11 protein-coding genes are annotated in these 14,414 nt (G+C 69.3%); 4 read left to right on the top strand and 7 right to left on the bottom strand.

The window, feature by feature from the left end; genetic code table 11:
• The first annotated feature begins 64 nt into the window (after positions 1-64).
• From DN771_RS16485 to DN771_RS16470, 4 genes are read left to right on the top strand one after another with little or no spacing between them, the layout of a single operon-like run.
• Entirely contained in the window at positions 65-1,348 is a 1,284-nt protein-coding gene (locus tag DN771_RS16485; RefSeq protein ID WP_162942029.1) for an extracellular solute-binding protein, read from the top strand.
• 38 nt (positions 1,349-1,386) lie between these two features.
• Positions 1,387-2,325, top strand: a complete 939-nt coding sequence (locus DN771_RS16480) for a carbohydrate ABC transporter permease (protein ID WP_162942028.1) — start codon at positions 1,387-1,389, stop codon at positions 2,323-2,325.
• Positions 2,318-3,145: a carbohydrate ABC transporter permease gene (locus tag DN771_RS16475; protein ID WP_116998723.1), complete on the top strand. Its 828-nt coding sequence runs from the start codon at positions 2,318-2,320 to the stop codon at positions 3,143-3,145. Before DN771_RS16480 ends, DN771_RS16475 begins: the two co-directional genes overlap by 8 nt.
• A gap of 8 nt (positions 3,146-3,153) precedes the next feature.
• Complete coding sequence (locus DN771_RS16470) at positions 3,154-5,541, top strand: glycoside hydrolase family 3 N-terminal domain-containing protein (RefSeq protein WP_205528623.1); 2,388 nt, start codon at positions 3,154-3,156, stop codon at positions 5,539-5,541.
• Between the two features lie 31 nt (positions 5,542-5,572).
• On the opposite strand, the gene DN771_RS16465 is transcribed toward DN771_RS16470, so the two are convergent.
• From DN771_RS16465 to DN771_RS16435, 7 genes are all read right to left on the bottom strand, one after another.
• Positions 5,573-6,934, bottom strand: coding sequence for an ABC transporter ATP-binding protein (locus tag DN771_RS16465; RefSeq protein WP_116998640.1), 1,362 nt, complete (start codon positions 6,932-6,934; stop codon positions 5,573-5,575).
• Positions 6,934-7,866, bottom strand: coding sequence for an ABC transporter permease (locus tag DN771_RS16460; protein ID WP_116998639.1), 933 nt, complete (start codon positions 7,864-7,866; stop codon positions 6,934-6,936). Before DN771_RS16460 ends, DN771_RS16465 begins: the two co-directional genes overlap by 1 nt.
• Positions 7,853-8,986: an ABC transporter permease gene (locus DN771_RS16455; RefSeq protein WP_116998638.1), complete on the bottom strand. Its 1,134-nt coding sequence runs from the start codon at positions 8,984-8,986 to the stop codon at positions 7,853-7,855. The genes DN771_RS16460 and DN771_RS16455 overlap by 14 nt, the downstream gene beginning before the upstream one ends.
• Positions 8,987-9,018: 32 nt before the next feature.
• Positions 9,019-10,851, bottom strand: a complete 1,833-nt coding sequence (locus tag DN771_RS16450) for an ABC transporter substrate-binding protein (protein ID WP_116998637.1) — start codon at positions 10,849-10,851, stop codon at positions 9,019-9,021.
• 47 nt (positions 10,852-10,898) lie between these two features.
• Entirely contained in the window at positions 10,899-11,981 is a 1,083-nt protein-coding gene (locus tag DN771_RS16445; RefSeq protein ID WP_116998636.1) for an ABC transporter ATP-binding protein, read from the bottom strand.
• Positions 11,982-12,156: 175 nt separating this feature from the next.
• The gene (locus DN771_RS30700) at positions 12,157-13,554 is read right to left on the bottom strand and encodes a sensor histidine kinase (RefSeq protein WP_116998635.1); all 1,398 of its coding nucleotides are present in this window, start codon (positions 13,552-13,554) and stop codon (positions 12,157-12,159) included.
• Positions 13,551-14,261, bottom strand: coding sequence for a response regulator transcription factor (locus DN771_RS16435; RefSeq protein ID WP_227462382.1), 711 nt, complete (start codon positions 14,259-14,261; stop codon positions 13,551-13,553). The genes DN771_RS30700 and DN771_RS16435 overlap by 4 nt, the downstream gene beginning before the upstream one ends.
• Positions 14,262-14,414 lie beyond the last annotated feature (153 nt).

Raw genomic sequence — 14,414 nt, 5'->3', positions numbered from 1 at the left:
CACAGCACCACACGGGGGTACACACATGTTCAAGCAGAGCAGGCGACAGCGGCGGTGGGTCGCGGTGGGGGCGACGGCCGCATGTCTCACCGCCGCCCTTGGCGGCGGGATGGCGGCGGCGAGCGGCGAGGAGGAGGTGACGATCACCTGGTGGCACATCACCAACAACGATCCCGGCATGACCGACTGGCAGAACATGGCCGACGCGTACATGGCCGAGCACCCCAACGTCACGATCGACATCACCGTGATGGAGAACGAGGCCTTCAAGGCGGCGATTCAGCCCGCCATCCAGGCCGGTGACGTGCCCGACCTGTTCCAGTCGTGGGGCGGCGGGGTGCTGCTCGACCAGGTCGAGGCCGGTGCCGTGCAGGACATCACCGAGGCGGTCGCACCGATCATCGACACGCTGAACCCGGGCGCCACGTCGCTCTACAACGTCGACGGCGTGCAGTACGGCCTGCCCTTCAACACGAGCATGGTCGGCTTCTGGTACAACGTCGATCTCTTCGAGCAGGCCGGGATCACCGAGACCCCGACGACATGGGCCGAGCTCCTCGAGGTCATCCAGACGTTGAAGGACGCCGGCATCACGCCGATCGCCGTCGGCGCCGGCGACAAGTGGCCGGCCCACTTCTGGTACTCGTACCTCATGGTGCGCCTCGGTGGCGCCGACGTGATGAACCAGATCGCCGCCGACAACAACTTCGACGTGCCGGCGGTCGTCCAGGCCGGTGTGCACGTCGCCGAGCTGGTGGCCCTCGAGCCGTTCCAGCCCGGCTTCCTGGCCGCGCCGTGGGACGCTCCCGACGGCGAGTCGGGCGCGATGGCGAGCCAGAGCGCGGCGATGGACCTGATGGGCCAGTGGGCCCTCGGTGCGTTCCGCAACCAGGCCGGCCTCGCCGACTCACCCGATGAGCCGCTGCCGTTCCGCATCGGTTGGTTCCCCTTCCCCGAGGTGGAAGGCGGCGCCGGCCTGCCGACCGACGGCTTCGGAGGCGCCGACGGGTTCGTGGTCGGGGCCGACGCCCCGCCGGAGACGGCCGACTTCCTGACGTTCCTCCTCAACACCGAGAACCAGCGGACGTGGGCAACCAGCGGCAGCGGCATCCCGGCCAACATCGAAGCGACCGCGGCGATCACGGAGACCCCGGCCGCCGATGGCCCCGTGATGGCGACCGTGCTCGAGGCGTTGAACGCCGCGACGTTCCACCAGCAGTTCCTCGACCAGTTCTACACGGCCGAGGTCGGGGCGGCCGTCAACGACCAGACGGCGCTCCTGTTCGCCGGTGAGACCTCTCCCGAAGAGGCGGCGGCGGCCATCACGGCCGTCGCCGGCGGGAGCTGACGGCCGTCACCGACGTCGACGTGCGGGTGGAGGGCCGCGTGGGCTCTCCACCCGCCAGGGCCTCGCGCTCGAGGCGGCGCAGCCGCCTCGAGCGCGGGATCTCGTGGCGCGCGGTCGCCCTGTTCCTCTTCCCGGCGGTCGCCCTCTACCTCACGTTCGTCGTCTACCCGATCATCCAGAGCGTCCGTTACAGCGTCTACGAGTGGAACGGCCTGGCGCCGCTCACCAACTTCGTCGGGCTCGACAACTTCCGCCGTGCGTTCTCCGACGAGCTGTTCCTCGACGCCATGCGGCACAACGGCGTCATCATCGTGCTGTCGCTGGTGCTCCAGCTGCCCGTCGCCCTCGCGCTCGCGCTGCTGCTCAACGCCAAGCTGCGCGGACGCAGCGCGCTGCGCGTCCTGTTCTTCGCGCCCTACGTGCTGTCCGAGGTCGTGACCGGCGTGGTGTGGCGCCAGATCCTGCGGCCCAACGGCCTCGTCGACCAGACGCTTACCGCGGTGGGCGCCGAGGGGTTCAGCCGAGAGTGGATCGCCGACCCCGACATCGTGCTCTACAGCCTCTTCTTCGTCATCTCGTGGAAGTACTTCGGACTCCACATGATCCTGCTCCTCGCCGGCCTCCAGCAGATTCCCAAGGAGCTGACCGAGGCGGGGATGATCGACGGGGCGACGGCGTGGCAGCGGTTCCGTCACATCACCCTGCCGCTGCTCGGCCCCACAGCGCGCGTGTCGGCGTTCTTGTCGATCATCGGGGCACTGCAGATCTTCGACATGGTGTGGGTGACCACCAAGGGCGGGCCGATCGGCGCCAGTTCGACGATGGCGACGTTCCTCTACGAGCAGTTCCGCAAGAGCCTGTTCGGTTACGCCAGCGCGGTGTCGATCGTCATCTTCGGCCTGTCGCTCGTCGTCGCCCTCGCCTACCAGCGGGCGGCGATGCGGCGTGATCTCCAGGGGACCGGTCTCGTTGGCTAGCTCACGCATCCTCCGCAGCCTCGGGCTCTACCTCGTGGCCTTCGTCGTGCTCGCCGTCATCATCGTGCCCCTCACGTTCTCGGTGCTCGGCGGGTTCCGCACGAACATTCAGCTCGTCGAGAGCCCGGTCGGCTGGCCCGACCCGTGGGTCGGCAGCAACTACACGGCAATCCTGCGCTCGGGCGCGTTCTGGCGCCAGGTGCGCAACAGCACCGTGATCGCCCTGCTGACGGCGGGCATCGTCCTTCCGGCGGCGTCGCTCGCCGCGTACGTCATCGCCCGCTACCGGTTCCGCGGTCGCGAGGCGGTGTACGGGCTGTTCACGCTCGGCCTGCTGTTCCCCGTCGCCGTCGCCATCCTGCCGCTGTTCATCACCCTGCGGCAGATCAACCTCCTGAACAACCCGTTCGGTGTGGCGCTGCCGCAGGCGGCGTTCGGCCTGCCGCTGTCGATCGTCGTGATGCGCCCGTTCTTCCGGGCGATCCCGCGTGAGGTGCAGGACGCGGCATCGATCGACGGGTGCGGTCCCTTCCGGTTGTACTGGTCGGTGATGCTCCCGCTGTCGCGCCCGGTGCTCAGCACGATCGCGGTGATCACGGTGGTGGGCAGCTGGAACGGCTTCTTCCTGCCGTTGCTCGTGCTCACCGATCCCAATCAGCACACGCTTCCCATCGGCGTGAACAACATCTCGGCGCAATACTCGACCGACTACGCCAGGGTGCTTGCCTACACCACCCTGGCGATGGTGCCCGCCCTGTTGTTCTACGCCTTGGCCGAGCGACAGATCGTCAGTGGCCTCACCGGGGCCGTGAAGGAGTGAACAGCGTGGTGACTACCAACGACGACGCGAGCTACCGCGATCCGTCACTGTCCGTGGGCCAGCGCGTCGCCGATCTGCTCGGCAGGATGACGCTCGCCGAGAAGGTGGCTCAGCTCGGCAGCGCGTGGGTGTTCGAGCTCGCCAAGCGCGACGAGCTTCGACCCGAGGCCGCCGATCGGTTGGCCGACGGCCTCGGGCAGGTGACGCGGATCTCGGGGGCGAGCAACGCGGACGCCGTGACGGCCGCCCGCGTCGCCAACGCGATCCAGCGGTTCCTGGTGGACCACACCCGGCTCGGCATCCCGGCGATCGTCCACGAGGAGGTGTGCGCCGGCCTGATGGCCCGGGACGCCACCGTCTTCCCGCAGCCGATCGGCCTGGCCAGCACGTGGTCTCCCGAGCGGGTGCAGGAGATGGCTGACGTGGTGCGCCGCGAGATGCGGGCGATCGGCGCCCACCAGGGCCTGTCGCCCGTGCTCGACATCTGCCGCGATCCACGCTGGGGTCGGACCGAGGAGACGTTCGGCGAGGATCCCCAGCTCGTCGCCGAACTCGGGCTGGCGTTCGTCGCCGGGTTGCAGGGCTCGGAGCTCGCTACGGGCGCCGTCGCCACGGCGAAGCATTTCGTGGGGTACGGCGCCTCGCAGGGCGGGCTCAACTGGGCGCCGGCGTTCGTGCCCGCCCGCGAGCTGCGCGAGGTGCAGCTGTTCCCGTTCGAGGTCGCCGTGCGCGCCGGCGGGCTGCGCTCGGTCATGAACGGGTATCACGAGCTCGACGGCATCCCGTGTGCGGCCAACGCCTCGCTGCTGACCGGCGTGCTCCGGGAGGAGTGGGGCTTCGACGGGTGCGTCGTCGCCGACTACTTCTCGGTCCGGCAGCTCGAGGACTACCACCACCTCGCCGCCGACGGCCGCGAGGCGGCGGCCATCGCCTTGACCGCCGGGATCGACGTGGAACTGCCATCGACCGATTGCTACGCCGGCGACCTGATCGCCGCCGTCGAGTCGGGACGGCTGGGCCTCGACGTCGTCGATCGGTCCGTCGCCCGGGTGCTGCGGACGAAGTTCGAACTGGGATTGTTCGAGCGACCGTTCGTTGACGAATCGGCGACGGCGATCTCGGCCGAGGTCGGTTCCTCGGCGGCCGCCCGATTGGCCGACGAGCTCGCCGCGGCGAGCCTGGTGCTGCTCCGCAACGACGGCGTCTTGCCGCTCGACCCGGCGACCCTCCGCCGCGTGGCCGTCATCGGGCCCAACGCCGACGACGACCGCATCCTCCACGGCGACTACAGCTACGCCGCGCACGTGGAGTCGCTCCGGGAGATGCGCTCGACCGACAACACGTTCAACGTGCCCGTCCCCGACGACCTCGACCTCGACGAGGTCGTACTGCCCGCCGGGACGGTCCGCTCGGCCCTGGCCGAAGTGCTGACCGGCGTCGAGATCGGGTTCGCCCAGGGCTGCACGGTCAGCGGCTCGGGAACCGACGGCATCGCCGACGCCGTCGCCGAGGCGGCCAGAAGCGATGTCGCCATCGTCGTCGTGGGCGACAAGTCAGGGCTGACCAACGACGCCACCGCCGGTGAAGCACGCGATCGGTCGTCGCTCGACCTGCCCGGGGTTCAGGAGCAGCTCGTCGCCGCGGTCGCGGCGACGGGCACGCCGCTCGTGCTCGTCCATCTCGGTGGCCGCCCCGCAGGCAGCGTGGCGGCTCACGAATCGGCGGCCGCGGTGTTGGAGGCGTGGATCCCCGGACCGAGTGGGCCAGCGGCGATCGCCGCCGCCCTCGTCGGCGAGCTCAACCCGGGAGGCAAGCTGCCGCTGTCGTTCCCGCGCAGCGCCGGTCACGTGCCGGTGTACTACCGGCAGAAGCGCTCGGGGGGACGGTCGCACTGGAAGGGCGACTACGCCGACGCGCCGGTGTCCCCGCTCTACGCCTTCGGCCATGGGTTGTCGTACACGACGTTCCGTCTCGAGCCGGCTGTCGTCGGCCCGACCACCGCCCGGCTCGGCGACGATGTCGTCGTGACCGTCGACGTCGCCAACACCGGCGACCGCGACGGCGACGAAGTGGTGCAGCTCTACATCCGTGATCCGCGAGCGCGGATCACGCGGCCGCTGCTCGAGCTCAAGGCGTTCGCCCGCGTCCCAGTGCCGGCGGGGGCGATGCGCCGCCTGCGCTTCTCGGTGCCGGTCGCCCAGCTCGGCTACCACGACGAGGTCGACGGGAACGTCCGCTACGTCGTCGAAGCCGGAGAGATCGAGGTGTTCGTGGGGTCGGCGAGCGACCGGCTGGCGGCGGCGGGCTCGTTCCAGGTCGAGACCGGCAAGATGCCGGTGGTCGAGGTCACCGACAAGGCGTTCCGATCGACGGTGGAGATCGATCCGCCGACCTGACGTGACCAACCCACCGACGATGGTCGCCGGGTCAGAGCGGAAAGTGGCAGGCCACGAACTGGTCCGGTGACAGCTCGCGCAACTCGGGCTCGTCGACGGCGCAGCGATCGGCCGCACGCGGGCAGCGAGTGCGGAAGCGGCAACCAGACGGCGGTGCGAGGGGTGACGGCAGGTCCCCGGTGACGGAGATCGCGTCGCGCGGGTCGATGCTCGGGTCGGTGATGGGGATCGAACTGACGAGGATCTCCGTATACGGATGCCGGGGGCGGTTGAACAGGTCGTCGGGAGACGCCACCTCGCACACCTTGCCCAGGTACATCACGACGACACGATCGGAGATGTTCTTCACGACGGCGAGGTCGTGGGCGATGAAGACGAGCGAGATGCCGTACTTCACCTTGAGGTCCTCGAGCAGGTTGAGCACCTGGGCCTGCACCGAGACGTCGAGCGCCGACACCGGCTCGTCGCAGATGATCACCTCGGGGTCGAGGATGAGCGCCCTGGCGATCGAGATGCGTTGGGCCTGACCGCCGGAGAACTCGTGCGGGCGACGGTCGAGGGCGGCGTCGGGATCGATGCCGACGTCGTCGAGCACCCGCCGCACCCGTTGCTCGGTGTCGGCCTCGAATGCCGCCCGCGCCCGGCGCAGCCGGATGGTGCGGGGGATCGCCGAGACCGGCATGAGGACCGTCAGGATCGTCCAGATCACCGCCCCGCCCACGAACAAGAGAGCGATCGGCGACAGGAGGCTGAGTGCCACACCCATGATGACGTTGCCGATCGTGGCCGCGACACCCCCGTCGCGCACCCCGTCCTCGCCCTCGGTCCCGATTGCCGTTGCCGCGATGCGCAGGACCAGCCCGACGAAGAACGCAGACAGCAGGACCCCGGCCGCCTTGCTCACGATGGGATGGCGCCAGAGGCGGACCATGCGCGGCACGAACCAGTGCCACGCCCGGATGACGGGGGACTGGGGGAACCGGTCGAGGTGGCGGATCACCAGGGGCTCGCCGACGATCTCGCGGATCGTCCGTCGCGGGTTGAGCGACGAGATGGCGTCCTGGAAGATCATCTGCAGCTTGGTGCGCGCCTCGCGCAACTGGTCGGTGGACAGCGACGCCATGTCGACACCATTGAGATGCACCGAACCGCTCGTCGGCGGCGGGACCCGCATGATCGCCTTGCCCGTGGTCGACTTCCCGCAGCCCGACTCGCCGACGATCCCGAGCGTCTCGCGGTCGGCGAGGTCGAAGCTCACGTCGCTGACGGCGTGGACGGTGCCCCGCTGACTGCCGTACTCGACGACGAGATGTTCGACCTGGAGGACGAGGTCGTCGTCCCCCATGGTCCCGGCGGTGCGCTCGCGCAGGTGTGCGGTACCGCTCCCGGCCATCAGATACCACCCTCCTTCACCTCGGAGCGCGACCGCAATCCGTCGCCGACGAAGTTCAGCGAGAAGATCGTCAGCGACATGAACAGGGCCGGGAAGATGACCATGTGCGGGGCCTGGTCGAGCTGCGACCGTCCGTTCTGGATCATCAGACCCCAGCTGACGCCGGTGACGTCTCCGACGCCGAAGAACGCCAGCGCCGCCTCGGCCAGCATCAAGGCCGCCAATCCGATGAGCGCGAACGAGACGATCGCCGGGATGACGTTGGGCAGGATCTCGCGGAGGATGATGCGCTTGTTGTGAGCGCCGAGCGTGCGCGACGCCAGCACGAAGTCACGGTCCGACCAGACCATGGTCTGCGCCCTGGTCACGCGAGCCACGCTGGGGATGACGAGGATCGCCAGTCCGACGATCACCCACGCCGTCTGGGTCGTCGGCGATGCCTTGCCGGGCGGCGCGAGGAAGGCGATCAGCGTGAGCAGGAGCACGAGCGGAGGGATCGACAGGATCACGTTGAACAGCGCCGACGTGGCGAGGTCGACACCGCGCCGGTAGTAGCCCGAGATCAGGCCGAGCACGGCGCCGATCACCACGCCGATGGCGGTGGAGAGGAACGCCACGGTCAGCGAACGGCGGGCGCCGTAGATCGATCGGCTGAAGACGTCCTTGCCGATGTTGTCGGCCCCGAACCAGTGCGCTGCTGACGGGCCACTCCTCGACGCCCCCGAGAACGTCTGGTTGGGGTCCTTCAGGGGGAGCAGGTCGGCGAGGGCGGCAGCGAGCACGATGGCCACGAGCCAGGCCACGGCCAGCCAGAACCCGACGCCGAGCCGGCGACGGCGATAGGTCTCCTCGGCCACGGTGACCGGGACGGTGGCATCGACGATCTCGGCCGGCGCGTCGGCCGCGACCGTCGGTGTGTCAAGCGCGGACATGGCGGACCCTCGGATCGAGCACGCCGTACAGCGCGTCGACCAGGAAGTTGATCAGGATGAAGCCGACGGCGATCACGACGACCACGCCCTGCACGACGAGGAAGTCCTTCTGGGCGATCGCCGTCCCGATCGTGGTGCCGAGACCGGGCAGGTTGAACAGCGTCTCGATGATGAGCGCACCTCCGATGAGGGTGGCGGTGTTGAGACCGAACACGGTCATCAGCGTGAACGACGACGGACGCAGGGCGTGGCCCCACAGGATGCGCCGGTCGGGGACACCCTTGGCCTTGGCCGTGGTGATGAAGTTCTCCTGGAGGGTGGCGATCATGTCGGATCGCAGGACCCTCATGTACGCCGCGGCCTGCCCGAGGGCGAGCGACATCGTCGGGAGGAACATGTACTTGAAATGTTCCCACGCGCCCTCGCCGAAGGGCTGGTAGCGGGCGCCGGGGAAGATCTCCCAGCCCACGCGTACGCCTTTGATCGTGAAGCCGTCGAGAGCGAAGATCAGCACGAGGACGGCGGCGATCACGAAGTTGGGGACGGACAGGGCGGCGAGCGCCACCATGCTCGAGACCTTGTCGCCCCGCCGGTTCGCCCGGTAGGCGGCGTACACGCCGAGTGGCACGGCCAGGACGAGGGCGACGATCTGCGTGTAGAGCATGAGCTGCAGCGTCACCGGCAGGGCGTCGGCGATCGCGTCGGACACCGGTTGGCCGCTGCGGATCGGGGAGTTCCCGAGGTCGCCGCGGAGGGCGTCGCTGAGCCAGAGGATGAAACGGGTGTGCATCGGCTCGTCGAGGTGGAACTCCTTGACGATCCGGTCGACCCCGGCATCGGTCGCGCCGGGACCGAGGATGTTGAATGCCAGGTCGCGGGTGTCGCCCCGGCTGTTCTGCAGGAAGAACGTGAAGAAGGTGACGGCGAGAAGGGTCGGGATGACGAGGGCCAGTCGCTTGAGCACCTGGGTGCCGTTCACCGCCACCGCCCCGAGGACGATGAGGGTGAACGACACCAGGCACATCCACAACAGCGGAAGGCCGACGAAACCGCCGACCACGAGGACGGCCACGGCCGCGATGGCCGTGACCGCCCCCGGGTTGCGGAACGCTGACTTCATGCAGCTCCTCGTCTCCAGCGTCCTGCTCGGGCTTACTCGCAGACGCCCTCGTTGCACCAGATCTGGTTCATCCGGTGCCGTCCGGAGAACGCCAGCCCGAGGCCGGGCTCGTCGGAGCCGGGGATCGCGTTGGTCTCCACGCCGTTGACGTAGGGCTGCGAGATGACGCCCCAGATGGCCCACGAGGTCCACAGGTTGTACACCTGCTCGCCGAAGATGCGGTTGACCTCCTCGGCAGCGGCGACGCGGGCCGCGGGATCGGGGTTCGTCCGCAGGATCTCCAGCTGGGCGTCGATGTCGGGATCACGGAAGCGACCGAAGTTCAGAGCCAGGGCCCCGATGGGCGCCGCCGAGGCGCTGTGCCACCAGTAGTTCTGGGTGTCGGGGTCGATGCCGCCGTGGTTGCGCCAGGCGAAGGCGTTGAACGTGCCGACGAGGGCGAGACCGATGTACTGGCCCTGCTCGATCGGCTCGATCGTGGCGTTGACCTGATCGCCGAACACCTCTTGCCACATCGAGATCATCAGCGTGTTGGTCTCGACGTTGAACGGGTCGTTCGTGGTGTTGAACGAGAACTGGATCGAGTCGGTCCCCAGCTCACTGAGGCACGTGTCCATCTCGCCTTGGGCCTGCTCGGGATCGTAGGTCGGGTACCCGCTGTCCTCGAGGTAGCCGATCATGTCCGGGGTGAACGGACCGGTCGCCGGGGTGCCGAGCCCGGCGCCGCGCTCGTCGATCAGTCGCTGCTGGTCGGTCGCGAACGCGAGCGCCCGGCGGCAGTGCACGTTCAGCAGCGGGCTGTCGGCGTTGGTCCCCTCGGGGTCGATGTCGCCCTCGGCCACGTTGAGCATGATGTAGTTCGTGTCGCCGTAGCGGCTCGACGACGTCACCTCGAGCTCGCCGGCGTCGAGGAACTGGGCGATCTCGTCGGTGTTGGACGAGTGGATGACGTCGAACTCGCCGGACTCCACCGAGTTCGACCGGCTGTCGATGTCGACCGACACGACCCCTTCGATCGAGTCGAGGTACGGCAGGCTCTCGCCGGTCACGCCGTTGGGGCCGCGCCAGTAGTCCTCGTTGCGGACGAGGCGGAAGCTGTTGCCGTTGCCCGGCGAGTACGACTCGAACACGAACGCGCCGAGCCCCACCGGCTGGGTCGGGTCTCCCTCGGCCGGCGTGGCAGCGAGCTCCTCGTCGTACACCAGGTTGCCCTCGAGCCGCTGCGGGATGTCGGGCAGGCTGCGCAGCCAGTCAGGCGAGAACATGTAGGCGCACTGGCGCTCGGTGAACCCGCGGGGCAGGACGACGTTCGGCGTGTGGAGCGTCACCGTGACGGTCTGTCCCTCACCCTCGACCGACGCGATCGTCGTGAGGGCGGCGCCCGTCAGGGCCGAGCCGCGGCAGCTGTCGATGTTGAACGCCACGGCCGGGCCGTCGAGCGGCGTGCCGTCGTGGAACGTCACGCCCTCGCGGATGTTGAACGTCCAGACGGTGTAGTCCTCGTTGGCCTCCCACGATTCGACCAGCATCGGGGCGATCTCGCCCGTGTCGGTCGCCGCGAACAGCGGGTCCGACACGGAGTCGAACATCACGTAGCCGGCGGTCGCCGTGCTCGTGCGATAGGGCGCCCAGCCATTGGCCGAGTCGGCCTCGATGCCGTACACGAGGTCGCCGCCCTGGACGGGCTCACCTTCGTCACCCACGTGGTTCTCGCCCGGTCCCTCCAACACCGGGGCGGAGGCGTCACTGTCCGCTTCGGTGCCCCCCGGCGGCTCTGTCGCCGCGCCGATGGTGCTCGACGCGGTCATGGCGAGCGCCGCCGTGAGGCCGGCGAGGAGCGCTGCCGTTCGCTTGCTCCGTCTCATTGTCTTCCCCCTTGTCGACGGACCCGCGGGCCCGTTGTGTTGTTGGATCACGACGATGCCGAACTGTCGAGCATCGCCAGGGCCTGCGGCCGGCCCTTGTCGAGATTCGATTGCAATGCTGCCGCATTCTCGGGTGTGCCGAGCGGCAGGTGGCAGGCGAACCGGTGCCCCGTGCTCGATGCCTCCTGGAGCGTCGGCTCGTCGATCTCGCACTGCGGTTGTGCGTAGGGGCAGCGCGGGGCGAACTTGCACCCGGGCGGGGGCGCGACGAGATCGGGCGGCCGTCCCGTGATCACGCGCAACCGCGTGTGGCTGGGGTCCTCGATCTTGGGGATCGAGCGGAGCAGCGCTTCCGAGTAGGGATGCCGCATGCTCGAGAACAGCACGGTCGTCGGCGCCTGCTCGACGATCCGCCCGGCGTACATCACGGCGATCTCGTCGGTCCGGCCAGCGACCACGCCGAGGTCGTGGGTGACGAGCACCATCGTCATGAACCGTTCGGTCTGCTGGTCCTGGAGCAGGTTGAGGATGTCGGCCTGCACCGTCACGTCGAGCGCGGTCGTCGGCTCGTCGGCGAACAGGAGCCGTGGGCCGCAGGCCAGCGCCAGGGCGATCATCACGCGTTGGCGCATGCCGCCGGACAGCTGGTGCGGATACTCGTGGAACCGCCGCTCGGCTTCGGGGATGTTGACCGACCGCAGGAGCGTCACCGCCGTGTCGTGGGCGCCGCTGCGGTTGAGCTTGAGGTGGCGCCGCAGTCCCTCGGTGATCTGCTTGCCGATGGTCATCACCGGGTTCAGCGAGCTCATCGGGTCCTGGAACACCATCGCCAGGTCGGGCCCGCACAGCTTGCGCATCTCGTTGTCGTCGAGGCCGATCAGCTCACGGCCCATGAACGAGATGCGGCCCGTCCGCCGGACGTTCTCCTTGGGCAGGAGGTTCATCACCGAGCGGGAGAAGATCGTCTTGCCCGAGCCCGACTCGCCGACGAGACCGAGCGTCGTGCCCCGCTTCAGCGTGAGGTTGACGCCGTCCACCGCGCGGACCCGGCCACGCGGGGTGAGGAAGTGCGTGCGGAGGTCCTCGACGTCGAGGATGGTCTCCGGGGGAGCAATCGCTACCGCCGCCATCGGCCGTCCCCGTCGCGCCGGCCCCGCCCGGCATGCGCCCTGTGTCCTACGTCACTCCGCACGAGAGCGCAACGTAACCCAAACTTGACATCAACGTCGGGTCGGAGCCGTCGGGCGTCATCTACCTGGACAAACGTCGCTCGGGCCACCCCGACGAGGCGGAGACGGTGTCCGGCTAGTGCCTCGGCGCGCCGACCGTCGGCGGGGGCATGGGGCGGGGGAGCGTGACGGTCACGGTGGTGCCCGAGCCGACCTCGCTGGCCACGGTGACGCTCCCGCCGTGGGCGGACACGGCGGCGTCGACGATGGCCATGCCGAGCCCGCTGCCACCGCGGGCCCGGGCCCGGCCCGGGTCGGCGCGGTAGAACCGCTCGGTCACCTTGGCCGCGACATCGGGGGGCATACCGGGACCATGGTCGGTCACGGTGACCACGACGCTCGAGTCGGTGACCCGGGCCGCCAGGTCGATGGGGGTGCCGGGCGGGGTGTGCACGAGGGCGTTGCCGACGATGTTGGCGACCACCTGGCGCAGCCGGTCCTCGTCGCCGTTGGCCACGGCGGGCGCCGGAGCGTCGACGGTGACGCGGCGGTCGGGCTGGACAGCGCGGGCGTCGGCGGCGGCATCGGTGACGATGCGGGCGAGGTCGACGTCACGGCGCTCGAGCGGACGGCCCTCGTCGAACTTGGCGAGCGACAGCATGTCGTCGACGAGGCGGGACATGCGCACGGCCTCGTCCTCCGTCCGGCGCATCGCCTCGGACAGTTCGTCGCCGGTGCTCAGCCCGCCGAGCCGGTACAGCTCGGCGTAGCCGCGGATGGTGGTGACCGGTGTCCGCAGTTCGTGCGACGCGTCGGCGACGAACTGCTGCAGGCGACGCTGCGACCGTGTTCGTTCGTTGAAGGCACCCTCCAGTTGCTCCATCATGTGGTTGAGCGCCTGGCCGAGCTGCCCCGCCTCGGTCGACGGAGGCAGGTCGGGAACGCGCTGGCTGAGGTCACCGGCGGCGATCGCCGCCGCCGTCGCGGTCATCTGCTTGACCGGCTTGATGCCGAGGCGAATGACCCACCACGAGACGAGCCCGAGCACGATCGTCGTGGCGCCGAGGGCGATCGCCTCGACGGCGATCAGCCGCCGCACGGTCTCGCGCACGTCGTCGAGCGGCAGCCCGACGATCACCCCCTCGGTGGACGCGATCGCTCTCCACTGCTGCCCTCCGTCTCCGGTCAGCGTGCGGATCGAATGGTTCGCCAGCATGTCGGCGAGCGCCTCGCAGTCGAGCTCGGGCAGCTCCTGGGTCGACGAGACGGCGGGGTGGTACCCCCACTCGAAGGCGCCTCGCTCGCAGTTGCCCTCGATGTAGTCGGCGAGTCGCGGGCGCGGCGGCGCCGGACGGTTGGGGCCGTCGTAGCTCGCTCCGGGCGTGGCCACCGCCTGGCGCAGGTTGTCGTCGATCTGGTCGGTGAGGTGCCGGCGGGTGAGCGACGTGACGGCGAAGGCGACGAGCACCAGCGTCACCACCACCACCCCCATCCCGGCGAGGACGCGGGTGCGGAGGGAGAGGCCGCCGGTCACGTCGGTGGGCGCAGCACGTAGCCCACGCCGCGGACGGTCTTGATGAGGTCGGGTCGGGTCTCGCCGTCCGGGGTGTTGTCGAGCTTGCGGCGCAGGTAGCCGACGTAGGTCTCGACGATCCCGTCGTTGCCGCCGAAGTCGTAGTGCCAGACGTAGTCGAGGATCTGTGCCTTCGACACCACGCGACCCTGGTTGAGCATGAGGTACCGCAGCAGGTTGTACTCGGTGGGTGAGAGCGAGATGTCCTGGCCGCCCCGCACGACGCGATGGGCGTCGTCGTCGAGGCTGAGGTCGGCGCACGTGAGCACCGCCGTCTCCGTCCGGGTCTGGCCCGCCCGTCGCAGCACTGCCGTGATCCGGGCCACCAACTCCTCCAGGCTGAACGGCTTCTGCATGTAGTCGTCGCCGCCGAGCGTGAGCCCGCGGACGGCATCGGCGGTGGTGTCACGGGCGGTCAGGAAGAGCACCGGCGTGTGGTTGCCGGCCTGGCGCATGCGCCGGCAGACCTCGAAGCCGTCGAGGTCGGGCAGCATCACGTCGAGCACGACCAGATCGGGTACGTCGGCACCGGCCGCTGCCGTGACGGCGGCAAGAGCGTCCCGGCCGTTGGCGACCGAGGAGACCCGGAAGCCGTGATGGCTGAGCGCGGCGACCAGCATCGTGCGCAGGTTGTCCTCGTCGTCGACGATCAGGAGGTGCGAGGTCACGGGCTCATTGTGGCCCCCGACGCTGAGAGCTTGCTGAGAGCCGGTAGGTGTCCGTGACGTGACGAAACTCCCGTCGCCGAGGGCCGGCGGTCCCGCCACACTTGCACCATGAACCTGTGTCTGAGCGATCGCCCGAGTGCCGAGCCGATGGCC

The sequence above is a fragment of the Desertimonas flava genome (assembly GCF_003426815.1).
In the GTDB taxonomy this organism is placed as follows: Bacteria; Actinomycetota; Acidimicrobiia; order Acidimicrobiales; family Ilumatobacteraceae; genus Desertimonas; species Desertimonas flava.
The sequence above is the reverse complement of the archived record's forward strand: the minus strand, read 5'-3'. Positions and strand labels throughout refer to the sequence as shown.

What these genes read in the sequence shown, in the direction of transcription:
- DN771_RS16465 (WP_116998640.1), bottom strand. Translation starts at nt 6,934, where the DNA reads ATGGCCGGGAGCGGTACCGCACACCTGCGCGAGCGCACCGCCGGGACC.
- DN771_RS16460 (WP_116998639.1), bottom strand. Translation starts at nt 7,866, where the DNA reads ATGTCCGCGCTTGACACACCGACGGTCGCGGCCGACGCGCCGGCCGAG.
- DN771_RS16455 (WP_116998638.1), bottom strand. Translation starts at nt 8,986, where the DNA reads ATGAAGTCAGCGTTCCGCAACCCGGGGGCGGTCACGGCCATCGCGGCC.
- DN771_RS16450 (WP_116998637.1), bottom strand. Translation starts at nt 10,851, where the DNA reads ATGAGACGGAGCAAGCGAACGGCAGCGCTCCTCGCCGGCCTCACGGCG.
- DN771_RS16445 (WP_116998636.1), bottom strand. Translation starts at nt 11,981, where the DNA reads ATGGCGGCGGTAGCGATTGCTCCCCCGGAGACCATCCTCGACGTCGAG.